The sequence below is a fragment of the Paenibacillus vandeheii genome (genome assembly GCF_030433635.1).
Taxonomy (GTDB): Bacteria; Bacillota; Bacilli; order Paenibacillales; family Paenibacillaceae; genus Paenibacillus; species Paenibacillus vandeheii.
Window position 1 is genome coordinate 227,392 of the sequence record NZ_JAROCD010000004.1, and the last position, 17,904, is coordinate 245,295.

A 17,904-nucleotide genomic window follows, 5' to 3' on the forward strand; every position below is an offset into this window, starting at 1 on the left:
AAAAAATAATTCGAGGTGATCTCCCGTGGCTCAAGCCGCTGTAAGCAAAATGCAAATCAATCACTCCGCCAATTGGGCGCTTGCCGGGGTCAGCTTCGCCCATTTGCTGAATGATGCGATGCAGACCGTTGTTCCGTCTGCTTTCCCGCTGTTCCAGCAAACCATGCAGCTCAGTTTCGCCCAGATGGGCTGGATTGCCTTCACATTGAATATTACCGCATCGGTCCTTCAGCCGCTGGTCGGTTATCTGTCTGATCGCAAGCCGATGCCGATCCTGCTTCCCGGCGGCATGTTATTCTCCCTGATTGGTGTTCTCGGCTTTGCCTTGTCTTCCGAGTTATGGATGCTGTTAGTATCCGCAGCATTGATCGGCATAGGCTCATCCATTCTTCATCCCGAATCCTCACGCGTCGCCCATCTGGCGGCAGGTCGCGGTCGCGGAATGGCACAGTCCATCTTCCAGGTCGGTGGTAATACCGGCCAGGCTCTCGCCCCATTGCTCGTTGCCTTTATCCTGCTCCCACATGGGCAGCTTAGTTTTCTGTGGCTGATGGCTTTTGCCCTGATCGGGATCTTTATCCAGTCTTCCGTTAGCCGCTGGTATAGAGACAAATTGGCGGACAATCGCAGCCGTCAGCAACATCCTGTACAGGTAAACGGCATCGTGCAGCCAACTGTCCAGCCTGTAAGTCGGGGATTTATCGCTTTTACAATGGGTATTCTCATCCTGCTGCTGTTTTCCAAATTCGTATATATTGCTGGCATGACCGGGTACTATGCTTTCTATTACGCCGATGCGTATAACCTGCCTCTTTCGCAGGCACAGATCTGCCTGTTTGTTCTGCAATTTGCAGGCATGGTTGGCACCTTGCTCGGCGGCCCACTTGCTGACCGTTATGGACGTAAACCGATGATCTGGTTCTCCATCGCGGGTACTGCGCCATTTTCACTATTGCTGCCTTACGCGGGACCTGCTGTATCCATGGTGCTGTGCGGCTTCATCGGACTGATTCTCATGTCCGGCTTCAGTGTCATCATTGTGTATGCGCAGGAGTTGCTGCCGCGCCATATTGGAACGGTGTCCGGATTGTTCTTCGGCCTGTCGTTCGGCATGGCGGGACTTGGGTCGGTTGTGCTCGGTTCCCTCATTGATGTGACCAGCATTTCATTCGTCATCAAGCTATGTTCCTTTTTGCCGCTGCTCGGGGTGTGTGCTGTATTCCTGCGCCGGGATCGGCCAAGAAACGCCTAATATATTGAAACACCAGTCGTTTTGTGACTACAATAAGGTCAGGATAATCGAATCGAGACAGAGGCTAAACAGAAGGAAGGAATAACCCATGATCATTGATGTACAGCATGTTACCTGGAAAAGGGGACCGATCACCCTGCTGAACGATGTCAGCTGGCGTGTAAACAAAGGCGAACATTGGGCACTGCTTGGGCTGAATGGTTCCGGCAAAACCACACTCCTGAACATGATCACCGGATATCTCTGGCCGACAGAAGGTACGATATCCGTACTTGGACACCGTTACGGGGATGTAGATCTGCGCGAGCTGCGGAAGTCGATCGGCTGGGTCAGCTCCTCCCTCCAGGAGAAATTGCATGGCACCGACCGCACACAGTATGTCGTGATCAGCGGCAAACATGCCACGATCGGACTGTATGATAAACTTTCAGACGAGGATCTGGATCAGACACGGGAATTGATGCGTACACTCGGCTGTCAGCATCTGTGGGATCGCGAATACCGTACCTGCTCCCAGGGGGAAAAGCAGAAGCTGCTCATTGCCAGAGCCCTGATGGCTAACCCCCGTGTTCTCATTTTGGACGAACCCTGCAATGGGCTTGATCTGTTCTCCAGAGAGCGGTTGCTGGAAAGCATCCGTGAGCTGACGCAGAAGCCGGATACCCCTTCGCTCATCTACGTAACTCATCATACGGAGGAAATATTGCCTGTATTCAGTCACAGCCTGCTGCTTCGGCGGGGCGAGATCGTGAACAGCGGATTAACCAGCGAATTGATGAACAGAGACGTGCTGAGTAACTTTTTTGAATCCCCTGTGGATGTGGATCGGCATGGAGAACGTGTCTATGTAAGAGCAGCGGAAAAATAATTTTTTGTATCTATATAAATTGAACTAAACATTTACACGATAACGGAGAGGACAGAAATAACCTGAAGAAGTGGAGCTAAAAGCTTTCTGTAAGAAAGCTGCATCGGAAGCATACGCTTCGCCTTTATCCCCGGATTTTCCCCTTTAAATAAGGGATTTAAAAAATCTGGGGATAACAGCGATCGGAAGGTTGTTCTGTCATCGGAGTGGCAAGTGTAAATATTCTTTAGTTCAATTTATCTATTCACAATCCGAACAGTCGAAACAGCCCAAAATCTTATCCACATGTGGACAGGTTTTTGGGCTGTTTGGCTATTTTATGAATTATCCACAGTTTTCTGTGTGTTATTTCCGGGCAGAGAGGAATAAAAACAACGGAATGCGCTGTCTGCGCAGGTATGTCTCCTCGTTCACGAAATTCGGACGCTGAGGTGCCGATTCCCGCAGATGCTGTACTTGAAATCCTGCCTGCTGTAACGCTATATAGTAGGATTCGATGGAGCGATGCATTTTTTTCACTGTGCCTCCAAGCCATTGCTGCTCCCGAAATCCCTCTACAAAATACTGATCAACTACCCAGTTGGTTCGGGTCCCCGAAGGCTGCAACGTCGACGTGATCACAGGATGTTCTACCGAAAATACGAATGTACCATTCTCTTTTAACGTGTGATAGACCTTGCGGAACAGGCTATCCACATCCTCAATATAATGAATCGCCAGCCTGGATATGACCAGATCATATGTATCCGCGGGATAGTCCCAGTCTTCCATATACGCTTGCTCAATCTGAGCGTTCTGGCCCTTTACCGATTCATTCGCAGCCTGAATCATATTCACTGAACCTTCAACTCCGGTATAACTGCCTCCAAGATGGCTAGGGCCCAGCAGTTCTGCTCCGAACCTCGCATCCCCACAGCCGAGATCCAATATACTTTTGCCCCCAACGTCTCCGATCAGCTCCAGCATTACAGGCTTCTCCAACGTATCGTTGGCATTCTCCTGCCACTGCCGGCGTTCCATATACTTCTCAAAATTAGCTTCATCTTCGTAAAAATCAGATCCACGTTCGCTCATTGCGTACCCCTCCGGTCCTAGGATGAAGTTCAGCTCTCCTATTCAGCCTGAAAGATTATACACCTTTGGAAGCTATAGTTGAAACCCTTGCCTGATTCAACCTCGGTAATCTAAAACCAAAAAAGTACAGCGAGCGCCATCTTGGCGCTTCACTGTACTTCTTTTTTATAGAAAAGCATGGATCAGGAACAATACCGCAAAAGCGAGACCCGATCTCAGATGCCACTGCCGATCTAGCTTCTTGTAACGGAAAATCCCGGCAATCGGAACAGGAAGCAGAGTAATCCCAGCGAACAATCCCGTAATATGATTAAAATCCAGCTTGAAGTTAAACAAAAAAGCTCCAATCACATGAAGGGCTATCAATCCCATTGCAACAATGGCTATCGGGACGTGTACACGACGGGCTATGCCCAGCAGCTTTATAGCTAGTTTCCTGATTTGCGCCCAGGCGTCAAGCCATTTACGTTTCATCACAAACAGGATCACGTAATAAGCCAGCACGATAAAGAGCAATATCTGGGCCTGAGAGCCATAACCCTTATAAGCCTCGCTGATGTGGTGGTCGTTCCAGTTCGTCGTACTGTTATATAGATGCAGCATACTCCACAGGCCGTAAGCCAAAATAACTGCTGTCACCACCAGACTGATCAATACCCATTTACGGTCTTTCTTCGGTATATACGATTTCTTCTTTACGGCTGCTTTGTTCATGATCGTTGTCCCCCCCTTCACAATGAATGGTTTATTCCTGATGAGAAGAAGTATATCATCACTTTCTGTGAATTTACTGAGAAAAGCGTCTATCGACATGCTTCAAAGAAGCCATACGTATAATCGGACACGCAGGCGTAAATGAAATGGATTATAGCAATCAAGGACAGAGATAGGATTTATTCAGATTGATCCATATAAGGCCGGCGGCCGCCTTTTTTGACGAATTTCCAATCCACCTCGATATTATGACGCATTCGGCGTAAGAGGTGAACTGCTGTCTCAATCTCCTCTTCCGTCAAGCCTTGAAGCGTAACCTGGTCCGAGTGAACTCCTTCTCTGCGGATGAATTCCCAGGCTTCAAGACCAGCCTCTGTCGGATATAACAGCTTATTCTTTTTATTATCCAATGCGGATTGTTTGACAATAAATCCGTCCAATTCCAGTTTGCTGATAGCTCTGGCTGCCGTGGTACGATCGACTTTGATTAGTTCAGCCAGCTGGTTAGGAATAATGCCGGGATTCTCGCAAATGCGATACAGATACAGATACTGTCCACGAGACAAGTTTAAATGTTGGAACTCCACGTTGCTGATTGAATCCAGACAGCGGGCTATCATGCCGATTTCACGCAACACTTCTTTTTTTTCAGTCAATGCATTCACTCTCCAACTATAATTGTTGCATTCGCAACATAATTGATGATATAACTAAATTGAATCAGTTCATATTTTAACCATGATAACACTTGGGGCAGGTACACGTTCATGCTATGTACCAGTTTACCATGTCAGGATAGGATTACTATTAACTAAAGGGGAAAATTTCATGAATACAACTATTGTTGAAGCTAATCGTCAAGATTTGCTCGACGCTTGCTTCGCCATACGTACTGCCATCTTTGTTGAAGAGCAAGGTGTGTCTGCGGAGGATGAATTCGACACTTATGATGCACTGGATACAGAAGCTCGTCATATCCTTCTTTACGTGGACGGTGCGCCAGCTGCCTCTTCCAGACTGCGTGTAGTTGAAAATGTTGCTAAATTGGAACGGATCTGTGTCATGATCGATTATAGAAAACATGGACTTGGTCGTGTACTAATCGATAAGCTGGAGCAGATGGCCCTCGACCAAGGGCTGGAAAAAGCCAAGCTGCACGCACAGGTACAAGCCTCCGGGTTCTACGAACGTCTCGGATACACGGCTGCCTCGGACGTATTTATGGAAGATGGCATTCCTCATCTGCTGATGACCAAAAAACTGAAATAACTACAAAAAGAATAAAGAGCATCCTCAAAGGTCAAGAACAAGACTTTGGGATGCTCTTTTTGGGTTCTAAGGAACCTAGCAAGTGTTATTATTGGTGATCCAGCCATTTTGAGAATGTATGAATCATATACACCTTATTTACTGTTTTGCAGCCTACAATGCACCTTATTCTGCGGTTTTTTACCGTAATAACGTGGCTGAGATTCGTTAGGATTTCTAATTCGTGTAATTTGCCACAATAAGGGGTGGTGAGTTCGTTAGGAGTGCTCCACTTAGGAGAGCGTTTAATAAGCATTATCATGACAAAGAAGTCAGGCGTTAACCTGACTTCTTCTCTCACCTCTTTATCCCAAAGCCAAGCGACCTGGCTGCGATTCATCGGCATTATTTTTCATCTGTTTACTACGCAGTTGTCCGCAGGCGGCATCGATATCGGTACCATGCTCCATGCGTACAGTGGCGTTGATATTATTCTTTTTCAATGTATCATAGAAGCCCAGAATGGACTCTTCGGTACTCCGCTGATATTGGCTATGCTCATCCACCGGATTGTACGGTATCAGATTGACGCTGACCATGCTCTTCCGGCTCGAAAGTAGTTCAGCCAGTTCGGCGGCATGCTCACGTTGATCGTTGACGTCCCGAAGCAAAATATATTCAAACATAATGCGTTTGTTCGTTGTTGTCAGGTAATAATCCACCGCATCCATCAATTGTTCAATCGGGAAGGCCCGGTTGATCTTCATGATCTGTGTACGCAGTTCATTATTCGGTGCATGCAGCGAAATCGCCAAATTGACTTGCAGATTGCTGTCGGCGAATTCCTTGATCTTGTCAGGCAGTCCGCTCGTGGATACGGTGATCCGCTTCGCCGCAAGCGCCAGTCCTTTACGATGCTTGATCACTTCGATGAAGTCCGTCATGTTCTGGAAATTGTCAAACGGCTCGCCAATTCCCATAACGACCACGTTAGTTACCCGCTCGCCTTGGCCAGCTGCATCAAGATACTGTTGTACATGAATAATCTGTTCTACAATTTCGCCACCGGACAGATCGCGGCTCTTCTTGATCAGCCCACTCGCGCAGAAGCTGCATCCAATATTACATCCCACTTGAGTGGTTACACACACAGTGAGACCATACTTTTGGCGCATTAAGACGGTCTCAATCAGATTACCGTCCTGCATACGAAGCAGAAATTTCACCGTGCCGTCTGCCGATTCCTGCTTCACATGTTCACTTAGCGAGTTCATCGTGAAATGCTCGGAAATGACATCCAGACATTCCTGACGGACGTCCGTCATCTCTGTAAAATCATTCACACGTTCCTGATATAACCATTCCCAGATGCGGGAAGCACGGGATTTCTTCTGCCCGTGCTCCGGCAGCCAGTCACGTAATTGCTCTAATGTTAATCCATATATGGATGATTTAATCATGTTATTGTCCTCTTTTCGCAAAAAAGCATATGGCTCATCGGTCCTACCCAAAAAACCTCTACTCTGTATTGTCCCAAAATTGGCGAGGGAACACAAGGGCTTTTGCATTTCTTCCAAGAGGTTTTATCAATGGCAAATCTGCGCAGTACCTTCCTGCTCACTTCCATTCACATATGTTTAGAAATGGATAATACCGGAGGTATGCAGCAGAACCAGAAGCACCAAGATAGGCGCTACGTAACGCAGCATGAACAGCCATACCCGGAACCATCCTGCACGCAGGCCGGATGCTTCGGCAGCCTTTTTCCAGAAGTATCCGGCAAAAATAGTAACCAGCAATCCACCAACGGGAAGCATGATGTTGGACGCGACAAAATCCATCCAGTCAAACACATTTTTGGAGCCAATCTTCAAATCAGGCATCAACCCCAAGGAAAGTGCCGAAGGAAGACCCACGAGGAAGACTGCAAGTGAGATGACCCATACCGCACGACTACGGCTCCAGGACAATCGCTCCATGAAATACTTCACCGGAACCTCCAGCAAGGATACAGCTGATGTTAATGCCGCTATCGCCAGAAGCACGAAGAACAATCCGCCGAACAGGAATCCGAGCGGCATGGCCGAGAACGCAGCAGGCAGTGCTACAAAAATCAACGACGGACCCTGATCCGGTGCAATCCCGAAGGAGAATGTCGTTGGGAATATGATCAGACCGGCAATGAACGCATAGATCAGGTCACCCGCACCGACAGCAACGGTTGCTGCACCGAGCGATTGATTTTTATCAACATATGAACCGTATGTCACGAGAATACCCATACCAAGCGACAGGGAGAAGAAGGCATGTCCAAGCGCAACCAGTGCAGATTCGGTCGTCAGCTGTGAGAAGTCGGGATTCAGGAAAAAGGATACCCCCGCTCCAGCTCCCGGTAAAGTTACCGCACGAATCATCAGAATCACGAGCAGCACCAGCATCGCCGGTATAAGGATCTTGTTAAACCTCTCAATGCCGTTGGAGACTCCTTTGACTACGATCAGGCCTGTGATTAGAACTGAAACCAGTTGCCATACCAATGGCATATAACCGCCCACAAAATTATCGAATTGTCCGGCAAAGTCGGTATTGTTATACAAGGTACCACTGAAGGACGTTACCGCATATTGAAGCGTCCAGCCCGCAATAATGACATAAAAGGAAAGGATGATAAACGGCGTCAGTACTTGCAGTAATCCAGCCGCAAGCCAACCCTTTTGTCCACCTGCTTTAATAAAAGCTGTTGCTGCGCTTCCTCTGCCGCTGCGGCCAATCGCAAGTTCGGCCAGCAATACGGGCAGACCAATCAACAGGAGACAGACGATAAAGAGCAGGAAAAAGGCTGCGCCCCCGTTCTCTCCTGTAATATAAGGGAACTTCCACATGTTGCCCAGACCGACCGAGCTGCCGATGGCAGCCATAATAAATCCAGCTTGTGAGAAACGTTCACCTTTGTTTGGACCGTCTTGATTCAAATTAGAATCATTGGACTTACTAAAATTCATTATATCTACTCCATCTGTTCTAAGATTTTCCGTTATTATATAACAGTCATCCACTCAGGTCATTCGAAAATCGAAATTAATCGAAATGTTATTTATTTACAGGAATATCTACACTAAATGTACTGCCCTTGCCTTCTTCACTTAACAAAGCAATCCGACCATGGTGGGCTTCAACAATCCACTTTGCAATCGCAAGCCCCAGACCGTGCCCTCCCGGGCCGCGTGTACGTGATTTATCGCCACGATAAAAGCGATCAAAGATTCGCTCCATATGCTCTGGACTAATGCCGGGACCCGTATCTGTTACAGACAAATGGAAGACAGGTCGACCCTCTTTATCCCGATCCGACAGAACTACGATGACCTCCCCACCCCGCGGGGTGAACTTCACGGCATTATCCAGCAAAATGGTCAGCACCTGTCTCAGTTTCTCTGGATCACCATGTAGAATCATCTCCTCAGGCCCTTCCAGCTCCATTCGAATGCCCCTTGCTGCTTTGAGACGTTGAATGGATCTGAGTGTCTTTTCGGCAATCGGTCGGAAATCGAAATCCCGCTTCACTAATTCAAGCTCATCCGAATCGGAACGTGCCAGAACAAGCAAATCCTGAACCATCCTTGTCATCCGCCTGATCTCTTCTTTCATATTGGAAAGGGTTCTTCTGGCAAAGGACGGTGCATCCTGTCCAAGCTCCAGCTCGAGCGCATTAACGGATGCCAGCAGCACGCTCAGCGGAGTGCGCAGCTCATGGGAAGCATCTCCCACAAACTCACGCTGTCGATTGTAGGATTTCACAATAGGAACCATCGCTTTACGAGACATCAGCCAACCGATAAGACAGGCAATAAATACAAACAGAATCGCCAGTAGGATCAGCAGTATTAGCAGCCTGTGCAGCAACTTGTATTGAGGCGTTACATTGATTCCCGCATAGAGCGTCATTTCCGGGCCATTCTTGGTCAGCACGTTCTGGCCGGTCACCATCAGATGGAGAGTCGATGGTGCTACGGGTGCAGAGCCTTCCTCTCCATTATCCAGTACATCTGCGGGAACAGTCAGGCTTATCTCCTTAATCTCCCTAGCACGGGGCTTCCAGTCCTGTACAAGCCCCAGAAGATCCGAACGCATCGCCGGAAATATTTCATTGCCTGAGATCACTTTGCCATCCGAACTGAGGACATAATAGAAGAACTGGTCACTGCCCGATCCCCATAACCTTCGATTATCCAGCGTATCTTCTGCCTTGCCTTCCTGCATATTCTTTTCCACCAAAGCCCGTTCAACCGCAACGAGAGATAGAAGATTATCCTTTTGACCATTGATGACAATATAAGAAAGCAGAACGTAGACAACGCCTACAAATAGTGCAAGCAGCACAATCGTTAGAATGCTGTAGGTGAGGGTAAGACGGCTCTGCGTACGATCGAACAAATTGCCTTTAGTTCTCCCCCGGTCGATGCCTTGTCCACCTCCACCTATTCGTTTTCTCTTATTCAAGCTTATAGCCCACCCCTCGGATGCTATGGATCAGGTGTTGTTTGTTGAACAGCTCAAGCTTTTTGCGCAGCAGCTTAATTGTGGCATCCACAATTTTGGTCGAAACGTCCGAATCATATCCCCAGATCCGTTCCAGAATTAATTCGCGACTGAGAGTGGCACTCTTGTTCCGTAACAGCAGATCCAGCATCTGAAATTCACGAGGACTCAACTGAATGACCTGCTCTTCCTTACTCAGCGTCAGGCTGGAACGATTCAAACGCAGACCATCCAGCTCAGCGATCTCCTCCAGCAGCGGTGCATAATTACGACGACACAAGGCTCTCAGTCTGGCCTGAAGCTCTTCCAATTCAAATGGCTTCACCAGATAATCGTCTGCTCCCGCATCCAATCCCTGAACCCGGTCGCACAGTGCGTCCTTGGCGGTTAACATCAGGATCGCTCCGGTATAGCCGTTCTCTCGTAATTTTTTGCATACGGATAGTCCTGTCCAGCCAGGCAGCATCCAGTCCAGCACAGCCACATCATAATGAGAATTTATGCAATAGTCATAGGCATCTTCCCCATTTTCCACCCATTCAACGGTTCCAAATCCCGTTTTCTCCAACATATGAACAATCAACTCACCCAACAAGGAGTCATCTTCAGCAAGCAATATGCGATGTGTAGTCAAAGTGGATCCTCCTATGAAGCAGTATGTGATAAAGACGAGCACACCAACCCTGCCCTGTGTTTAATGTTCAAACATTCTCGCACTTCCGGATGGTCCGTGTCCAATCCATTGCATTTGTAAAAATACGCCAGCCCGTCTTTCTCCGTTTTTTCACCTTTCAGGATTACAGTAAGGGTGCAACAAAAATTAAACAGAAAATAAGGAGTGAATGTACAATGAAAAAATAGATTCCTGCCATGCTGGGTGCAACGATGATCTTCTCTGCCACATCGGCTTCGGTATTTGCCGCCACCCCAACCGCTGTAACTCAAGCTTCTGCTGCAACCAATGCCAAGGTGAGTTCGAATGGATATAATATCAGTCTGGACCAGAGCTCCCTCTGCTCCAATACATCGCTGCAAAAAGTACTCGGCCTGAGCAAAACGGAATTGCAAAAGCAGTTCCAGGCTGGTAAAACGTTGGCGGATCTGGCTAAAGCAAAGGGCGTAAGCACAACGAAAGTAACCAATGCCCTGCTGCAGCCGCAGTTAACCAAGCTCGCAACTGATCAGAAATCCGGCAAGCTGACACAAGCCAAAGTGGCTTCCATCAAGACAGATTTGACCAAACAGTTGAATAATTCCCTTTCCAAAAAAGTGACCACTGTAACGACGGTAACGACCACGTCGACGACCACTTCAACAACGGTTAAAACCGCTGCCGCTTCGGCAAAAACATCGAACACGGCAGCAGCGAAGGATTTAACCAATTTGAACAAGTCGGCAGCAGCCTCGGCTCTGAATTTGTCTCAGACAGAGCTGAATCAGCAAATTAAAGCTGGCAAATCCATTGTCGATATCGCTGAAAATCAGGGCGTAGACAAGAGCAAGGTCATTAATACGGTCGTTGCCAAAGAAAAAAGCTGGGTCACGTCTCAGCTGAATGAATCCTGGAAAAATACGTCCGGTACATTAACAACAGAGCAACAGCAATTCAGGGACAGTGGTTATTTAGCGAAGGCTGCCCAATTGTTCGGCACATCCGCAGATGAGCTGCAAACCCAACTCAAGAACGGAAAAACGTTAACGGCCATTGCCAAAGAAAAAGGCGTGGATTCCAGCAAACTTACGGAAACACTCCATACCTATGCCAAACAGCAAGTAACTGAACAGTGTAACCAATCCAATTAATTCGCTTCCCCACAACCCCAAACTACCACCAAACCATTAAGAAGGAGGGTCCTGTTCACAGGACCCTCCCTTCGTCTATTGCATGATACATCATTTCAATTCATGGCATTCAGCAAACTTTAAGCTTCGTACCACACACATACGGTCGAAAATTAATGCCTCTCTCATCTTGGTCGCCTATACTTGCACAATCTCAATTGCCCATGCTGAGGAGGAGAATCATGAACACGCTGAGCTACACAGATCCAAACACCCGATGGAACAGGCATTTCTGGCTGTATGCCGCTCTAATTTTCACCGGAGGTCTGCTGCTTCGGTTGTACCTTGGAACACAATTCAGGGGTTATGTCGGAGATCAGTCCCTGTTCGTCGATTGGATGAATGCTGTTCACCAGTACGGTATTCGCGAATCATACCTGTTTGGCAAAGATCAGAACTATCCCCCCTTTTTTATCTTCATTCTGGGGTTGTATCGCTGGATACTCGATGGCCTCGGCATAACCGCCTCAGCTGGCAATCTGTCCATGAAAATCCTGCCTATCACTTTCGACATGCTGTCCATGGCGGTCTTAACCCTCACCTTCAAACAACTGGGCTCAGGCGCATGTTTATTGCTGCTTGCAGTCCTTTCCATCAACCCCGGTCTGTTGGTCGACAGCGCCATGTGGGGACAGATCGACATCCTGCACAGTACATTGATGGTATTATCTACCGTTCTGCTTCTAAGTAATCCTCTCTTGGCGGGTATACTATTCTCCGCTGCCCTGCTGGCGAAGTTTCAGGCAATCGTCATTGCCCCGGTTATCGGTATTGTATTACTACGCCAGCTTTATCACAGGCAATTTCGCGGTACGCTTCTATTTGCGGCTGGATTAATGATTGCTATACTGCCTGTGTTTCTCTATTTTGCAGCAAACGAGACCCTCAGTACCATGCTGCACAACGCATACGGAAGCGCCGTTAATATGTACCCGCAGCTTTCCCTGAATGCCATGAACATCTGGTATCATCTGCTGGGTGATCCAGGAACAAGCGATGCTACGGTGTTGTTTGGCGTAGTGACGTACAAAATGCTCGGTCTGCTGCTGCTTGTTATTGCCGTGGTTGGAGTAGCAGTCTATCTGTTGTTAATCAAGGAAATGCGTATTTCGTCTCTGCTCATTGCAGGTACAGCGGTGAATCTCGCCTTCTTTATGCTGCCAACGGAAATTCATGAGCGTTACAGCATACCTGCTTTGCTATTCTTTGTTCTGGTCCCGTTCTTTGAACGTAAATGGATGTACGCAGCAATCGCCTTCTCCCTGACTACCTGCGTAAATATTGCCATGATCATGAACACAGGCTCCCGCGGAGGAGATGAAACAAGCTTTAACATGCACGGATACGGATTGACCAACAGCTGGATGTACGGCATCGGCATCTCCATTGCGATAATCCATATTGTGATCCTGCTCTGGGTGGTTTATGCCATGACCCTTGAGGTTCTGAATGGGCGGAAGAAACGTAGCTGAATATCGTCCTATAAGAACAAAAAAAGAGATGCTCCACAGCCATTTTCATGGTTGTCGAAACACCTCTATACCGATTAAATTTTAATTTCAAGCAACTCATATTTGATAACGCCCATTGGCGCATTGACATGAATGACGCTGCCTACTTCTTTGCCCATCAATTCCTTGCCAAGCGGGCTTTCGTAGGATATTTTTTTATCAGCAACATCTGCCTCGGCCGGACCAACCAGCATGTATTCAATCTTCTCGGCAAACTCAATATCATTAAGCAGAATGGTTGAGCCAATGCTTACTTTGTTCGAGTCAATATTGTCCGAAGTAATGACTCTTGCTTTGGTCAGCATTTTCTCCAGAATCAAAATGCGGGTTTCCATAAAAGCTTGATCATCTTTGGCTGAATGATACTCACTATTTTCCTTCAGGTCACCGTAACTGATCGCGAGTTTCAGACGCGCCGCCAGTTCCTTACGCTTCACCGTCTTTAAATCCCTCAGTTCGTCCTCCAGCTTTTCCAAGCCTTCCTGTGTCAAAATCACTTCATCATTAGCCATTTTTCCATCTCTCCTAATCCTGCTTTCTATCTATATTCTAACCTATATCCACTCCAAACGGTTAACATACCAATAAAAAGAAATAACGCTCCCAATCATGGAAAGATGTGTATGTGTCTCTCTTAACTGTACCGGTACAATTGAAGCAAACTTGTATATTCATTTCAGTCGATCACTTTTACAATGAATTCAGGCAGCAGCAGTATATAACACGCCCACTACATGACTCGAGGTGATCTGGATGAATGTTACATTGACTCAACCTGAAATACAGGCCTACCTGAAACGGATAGGCATTCATGATATCAAGGAACCCACACTGGAATTCCTGTCCGAAATCCAGCAGGCACACGTACAGCATCTATCCTGGCAGACGGTTGATATTTTTGCGGGTCGGCCTGCCGGCATCGATCTTCAAGAATCGATTCAGCTTATCTTGCAAGGGCGCAGTGGTTACTGTTTTCATCTAAATGGCGCATTCAGCGTTCTGCTTCGCTCTCTGGGATATACAGTGCATTGGCATCGTGCCGGAGTTCAGCCACATGGTGAACAGCCACGTGTGAACTCGTTCCATCTCGGTCTGTCGGTCTCTTTGCCAGATGTAGAACCCAATGTGGAACGTTGGATTGTGGATGTCGGTCTGGGTGGCATGCCCTTCGAACCGCTTCCTCTTCGTTATGGAACCTATGGATCAGCACCGTTCACATATACATTAATGCCTTCATCCGTTGCTCCTGGCGGATGGAGACTTGAATACGAGCCAAACGGGCCAAGTGAGGGTGTAGACTATGCCCCCGAAGTGCTTACCCGTCTGGAAGAGTTCATTCCGAAGCATGAATTCTACAGCCAGTCGACCGATTCACCTTGGCATAACGCGTTTTTGCTCCGTCAGAGGGATGCTCTTCAAAGCACCGAGCTGCGTGGATGTATGCTCCGGACGCATGACCGCGAAGGGATCCGCAAAACGGAGATACAAACCTACACCGATTGGAAAGACGTATTAGCCGCGCGGTTCCATGAACCGTTGGTGAATTACACGGAACTGGAACGTAAAGAAATGTGGGGTCGGGTACAGGGCGCACATGAGGAATGGAAAAGAACACAGCAGGCATGAAGCGGTATGGGGAGTCCCGAGAAACCGAAGAATATAAAGGAAAGTCTGCAATGGATGCCGAATACATCGTCAGGTGATAAATGATGATAACGATTCATGTTCTACAAGTTCCGGCAGAATTGCCAGAGGCATACTGGAACCATTTTCTTTCGCACGTATCTGAGGAAAGACGAGCACAAGCTTCACGCTTTGTGCATCTGGCGGACGCGTATCGCTCTGTTCTGGGTGAAATGTTGACCCGTGTGACGCTGAGTAAGTTGACTGGCCTAAACCCAGGAAGGCTTTCGTTTACCCGTAACAAATACGGCAAACCTTCGCTCAGCAACTATGCTGATGTTCAATTTAATGTCTCGCACTCCGGCGATTGGATTGCTCTAATCTCCGGTGGTGAAACTGTTCTGGGTGTGGATGTGGAAAAAATATCGCCCATCGACATGAAGATTGCGGAGCGCTTCTTCTCTAAGACGGAGAGCGAATTTCTGGCTGCTGAGCCCGCCGAGATACAGCTGGAGACTTTCTACCGTCTATGGACGCTGAAGGAGAGCTATATCAAGGCCGTCGGCATGGGCCTGTCTATGCCACTTGATTCATTCTCCATGATCCGCAATGCTGATGGGCACTGGCACTCGCCGGAAGCAGCCTCTTATCCATTCCTCAGCATGCGACTGGATCACGGGCATATGTTAGCAGCTTGTTCCGCAGGCAAAGGTTTGCCTGCCCAGCCGGATTTCATCACAATTGAAGAGTTGTATCAGGCTTTATTATAAAGGAGGGGTTACAAACCTCTCCTTCCTTTTTACATTCTATTAAAAAGTGCATTTATCTCTTTCCAAACCATAATTTTCAAAAAAAATGATTAACATTCTGTCCAGTTAATGGTACTATAGGACCAAAAGGAAGATAAATAGGTATTAAAGATCAGGTATTTATAACTAGATTCTACAGTACATACTTGTTAATGCTCGATTCTCTCTACCGATTCATTATTTTAGAAGGAAGTGGACTAATGCATATCTTTTTGCAAAACAATGCAGGTGTAACCAAAAACGTTAAAGTTGGTTTCAGCTGGACAACACTCTTTTTTGGCTTTTTCCCTGCGCTTTTCCGTGGTGATTTGAAATGGGCTGCCATCATGTTTTTGATTAGCGTGGCTCTTGGAGTCTTCACTGTAGGCATTGGAGCTTGGGTTAGTGGAATCGTATTCTCCTTCGTGTACAACAAAATTTACATTAAAGAATTGTTGGAAAAAGGCTACCGTCCCGCAAATGCTGAGTCTCAATCGGTTCTTGAGAGAAATCAAATTATTGCTCGAGCAGCGTAAAACACCAGAAAACAGAGTAACAAACATAGCTATTTAGATTTTTATTGTAGATTTATAGACTCGTATTCATGTAGAAATACCGAAAAGTCCCCAGCGAACCCGCCAGGGACTTTTTAATATTAATGGACTGCATTCACACACTCTGATTAGAAGAGAGATCATGTTCAACTATCAGGCTAAAAGACTTAACCTTTCGATTGTACAGACGCTTCCTGCGTTAATGATGGAGATTTCTTTTGCCTCCGAAAGAGACCCTGACCACTGTTCTTCCGTATCGTTGTAGCCGCATCAGCATCGCTGATTTTCAGGGCAAAGCATAGACCAATCAACAAAAACGCCGCAGCTCCCAGCAAAGCCAAACGGTAAGCCAGCATATTCGGCTCCATCGTTCCAGCAGCAGTCACCGTCGTTGTACCCACGCCAGCCAGAACAGCAGACAATAACGCCATTCCAATCGCTGAACCCAGACGGTTTTGCACCGTGAACCAGGTGGAGGCTCGTCCCATGGAAGGAGACGGGATCTGGGCAAACGAAGCAATCTGCACCGCCCCTACCGTCTGTCCCAGAAAGATACCCACTCCGAACAATAAGGAACGGATGAACCATGGATTCGTATCCACTGTGATCTGACTTAGCGTAATGAAAATCACTGCCGTGCAGATCAGCCCCATGGATATCAGCTTTCGCGGGCCCAGCCGCGGATAAGTCCATGGCACAAGCTGGGAAGCAATCATAAGCCCCAGGGCTTCCGGGAATGTAGTTAGCCCTGTCTCCAGCGCAGTGGCGTTTAGCACATTTTGATACATTAACGGAAACACATACAACATACCCAGCAGACCTGCTGCTCCGCATACGGATACCAGTCCCGAATAGCGAAATAGGCGGTCTTTGAGCAAACGTAGGTCAAGCAAAGGCTGCTTCGCGCGCAATTCAGCTACTACGAGAAACACCAATAGAATGATTCCTGTAAGACCGGCTCCAATAATAAGAGGGGAAGTCCACCCTCGCAGCGGACCCTGACTAAGCGCGTACATCGTCAGAGCGAGTCCTGGGGCAGATAATAACCAGCCCGGTACATCCAATCGACCGGCTCCCTGCTCTCTATGCTCTTTCAGATACAACATTCCGAAGATCACTGCTGGAATGCCGACGGGCAGATTCACATAGAAAATCCATCGCCAGGAGAGCTGGTCCACAATTAATCCGCTCACAATCGGCCCAAGGGCCGGGGCCAGAGCGATGGGCAGTATGAGCATTCGGGATACTTTAGCCCGTTCCTGAGGCGGAAAGGTTCGAAACAGCATCGCCATTGCTACAGGAGTAAGCAGACCACCCCCTGCTCCCTGCAAAATGCGGAAGAACGTCAGCGTACTTAATTGATCGGCCGTTGCACAGAGCGCAGAAGATATTGTAAACAGTGCAAGTGCCAACAGGAAAACCCGCTTCGTACCCCATCGATCACCAAGCCAGCCCGCGACAGGCAGGAATACAGCCAAGCTCACCAGATACCCTACATTCAAGGTACTTGAAGCAGCCGGGGGAATCCCCAGCTCTTCACTGATGGTTCGTAGTGCTACGTTCAAGACCGTTCCATCCATGGCCACCATAAACATCGCCAGAACGTAGACGATGCTGACAATCACCTTGGGATTCAGACCCATTTTCATCTGCTAATCTCATGAATGGCTCCAGGCATGCCAGCTTCACCACAGAGGCTTAATGGTTTCAGCTCTGTCCATTGCTCGGCGATGTAATCAAGGCATACCCGACGCTTGGCTTTGCCCAGCATTAGGGTCCAACCCGAAGGTACCGTAAGGGAAGCAGGCCAGAGGGAGTATTGTCCCTCCTCATTGATTAACACCAGATAATTGCTGTCTTCATGTTCAAATGGGTTGCTCATCGCCTTATC

18 protein-coding genes are annotated in these 17,904 nt (G+C 47.7%); 8 read left to right on the top strand and 10 right to left on the bottom strand.

The features are described 5' to 3' along the window. The first annotated feature begins 25 nt into the window (after window positions 1-25). Entirely contained in the window at window positions 26-1,252 is a 1,227-nt protein-coding gene (locus P5G61_RS09045; protein WP_435874101.1) for an MFS transporter, read from the top strand. A gap of 88 nt (window positions 1,253-1,340) precedes the next feature. Beyond that, on the top strand, window positions 1,341-2,120 hold the full coding sequence (locus P5G61_RS09050; RefSeq protein WP_301246152.1) for an ABC transporter ATP-binding protein: 780 nt from the start codon (window positions 1,341-1,343) through the stop codon (window positions 2,118-2,120). Window positions 2,121-2,465: 345 nt separating this feature from the next. On the opposite strand, the gene P5G61_RS09055 is transcribed toward P5G61_RS09050, so the two are convergent. From P5G61_RS09055 to P5G61_RS09065, 3 genes are all read right to left on the bottom strand, one after another. After that, complete coding sequence (locus P5G61_RS09055; RefSeq protein WP_301246153.1) at window positions 2,466-3,194, bottom strand: class I SAM-dependent DNA methyltransferase; 729 nt, start codon at window positions 3,192-3,194, stop codon at window positions 2,466-2,468. Window positions 3,195-3,359: 165 nt separating this feature from the next. Further along, window positions 3,360-3,908 carry a hypothetical protein gene (locus tag P5G61_RS09060; protein WP_301246154.1) on the bottom strand — a complete coding sequence of 183 codons (549 nt, stop codon included), beginning with the start codon at window positions 3,906-3,908 and terminating at the stop codon, window positions 3,360-3,362. 179 nt (window positions 3,909-4,087) lie between these two features. Next, window positions 4,088-4,528: a MarR family winged helix-turn-helix transcriptional regulator gene (locus tag P5G61_RS09065; RefSeq protein ID WP_301246340.1), complete on the bottom strand. Its 441-nt coding sequence runs from the start codon at window positions 4,526-4,528 to the stop codon at window positions 4,088-4,090. Between the two features lie 208 nt (window positions 4,529-4,736). Between P5G61_RS09065 and P5G61_RS09070 the strand changes: the two genes are divergently transcribed. Next, window positions 4,737-5,177, top strand: a complete 441-nt coding sequence (locus P5G61_RS09070; protein WP_301246155.1) for a GNAT family N-acetyltransferase — start codon at window positions 4,737-4,739, stop codon at window positions 5,175-5,177. 344 nt (window positions 5,178-5,521) lie between these two features. Here P5G61_RS09070 and rlmN read toward each other — a convergent pair whose 3' ends face one another. The 4 genes from rlmN to P5G61_RS09090 all read right to left on the bottom strand — a co-directional run bounded on the left by rlmN (window position 5,522) and on the right by P5G61_RS09090 (window position 10,329). Continuing rightward, entirely contained in the window at window positions 5,522-6,616 is a 1,095-nt protein-coding gene (gene rlmN, locus P5G61_RS09075) for a dual-specificity RNA methyltransferase RlmN (protein ID WP_301246156.1), read from the bottom strand. A 177-nt stretch (window positions 6,617-6,793) separates the two neighbouring features. Next, window positions 6,794-8,158 carry a sodium-dependent transporter gene (locus P5G61_RS09080; protein ID WP_301246157.1) on the bottom strand — a complete coding sequence of 455 codons (1,365 nt, stop codon included), beginning with the start codon at window positions 8,156-8,158 and terminating at the stop codon, window positions 6,794-6,796. An 88-nt stretch (window positions 8,159-8,246) separates the two neighbouring features. After that, the gene (locus P5G61_RS09085) at window positions 8,247-9,656 is read right to left on the bottom strand and encodes a sensor histidine kinase (RefSeq protein WP_301246158.1); all 1,410 of its coding nucleotides are present in this window, start codon (window positions 9,654-9,656) and stop codon (window positions 8,247-8,249) included. Further along, on the bottom strand, window positions 9,649-10,329 hold the full coding sequence (locus tag P5G61_RS09090; protein WP_301246159.1) for a response regulator transcription factor: 681 nt from the start codon (window positions 10,327-10,329) through the stop codon (window positions 9,649-9,651). The genes P5G61_RS09085 and P5G61_RS09090 overlap by 8 nt, the downstream gene beginning before the upstream one ends. A gap of 236 nt (window positions 10,330-10,565) precedes the next feature. On the opposite strand from P5G61_RS09090, the gene P5G61_RS09095 reads away from it, so the two are divergent. Together P5G61_RS09095 and P5G61_RS09100 are read left to right on the top strand one after the other, a co-directional pair. Then, entirely contained in the window at window positions 10,566-11,498 is a 933-nt protein-coding gene (locus P5G61_RS09095; RefSeq protein WP_301246160.1) for a hypothetical protein, read from the top strand. Window positions 11,499-11,719: 221 nt separating this feature from the next. Further along, entirely contained in the window at window positions 11,720-13,009 is a 1,290-nt protein-coding gene (locus P5G61_RS09100) for a hypothetical protein (protein ID WP_301246161.1), read from the top strand. Between the two features lie 74 nt (window positions 13,010-13,083). Here the strand turns inward: P5G61_RS09100 and greA are convergent, their stop codons facing one another. Further along, entirely contained in the window at window positions 13,084-13,560 is a 477-nt protein-coding gene (gene greA, locus P5G61_RS09105; protein ID WP_301246162.1) for a transcription elongation factor GreA, read from the bottom strand. Window positions 13,561-13,801: 241 nt separating this feature from the next. Here greA and P5G61_RS09110 point away from each other — a divergent pair, with 241 nt between their 5' ends. From P5G61_RS09110 to P5G61_RS09120, 3 genes are all read left to right on the top strand, one after another. After that, entirely contained in the window at window positions 13,802-14,674 is an 873-nt protein-coding gene (locus tag P5G61_RS09110) for an arylamine N-acetyltransferase family protein (protein WP_301246163.1), read from the top strand. Window positions 14,675-14,757: 83 nt separating this feature from the next. Continuing rightward, window positions 14,758-15,441 carry a 4'-phosphopantetheinyl transferase family protein gene (locus P5G61_RS09115; RefSeq protein ID WP_301246164.1) on the top strand — a complete coding sequence of 228 codons (684 nt, stop codon included), beginning with the start codon at window positions 14,758-14,760 and terminating at the stop codon, window positions 15,439-15,441. Window positions 15,442-15,680: 239 nt separating this feature from the next. Then, on the top strand, window positions 15,681-15,995 hold the full coding sequence (locus tag P5G61_RS09120; RefSeq protein WP_301246165.1) for a DUF2628 domain-containing protein: 315 nt from the start codon (window positions 15,681-15,683) through the stop codon (window positions 15,993-15,995). 185 nt (window positions 15,996-16,180) lie between these two features. Here the strand turns inward: P5G61_RS09120 and P5G61_RS09125 are convergent, their stop codons facing one another. Together P5G61_RS09125 and P5G61_RS09130 are read right to left on the bottom strand one after the other, a co-directional pair. Beyond that, a complete protein-coding gene (locus P5G61_RS09125; RefSeq protein WP_301246166.1) occupies window positions 16,181-17,662 on the bottom strand; it encodes a DHA2 family efflux MFS transporter permease subunit in 1,482 nt (493 codons plus the stop codon). Beyond that, window positions 17,659-17,895 (bottom strand): MbtH family protein, encoded by a 237-nt coding sequence (locus P5G61_RS09130; RefSeq protein ID WP_301246167.1) that lies wholly within the window; start codon window positions 17,893-17,895, stop codon window positions 17,659-17,661. The genes P5G61_RS09125 and P5G61_RS09130 overlap by 4 nt, the downstream gene beginning before the upstream one ends. Window positions 17,896-17,904 lie beyond the last annotated feature (9 nt).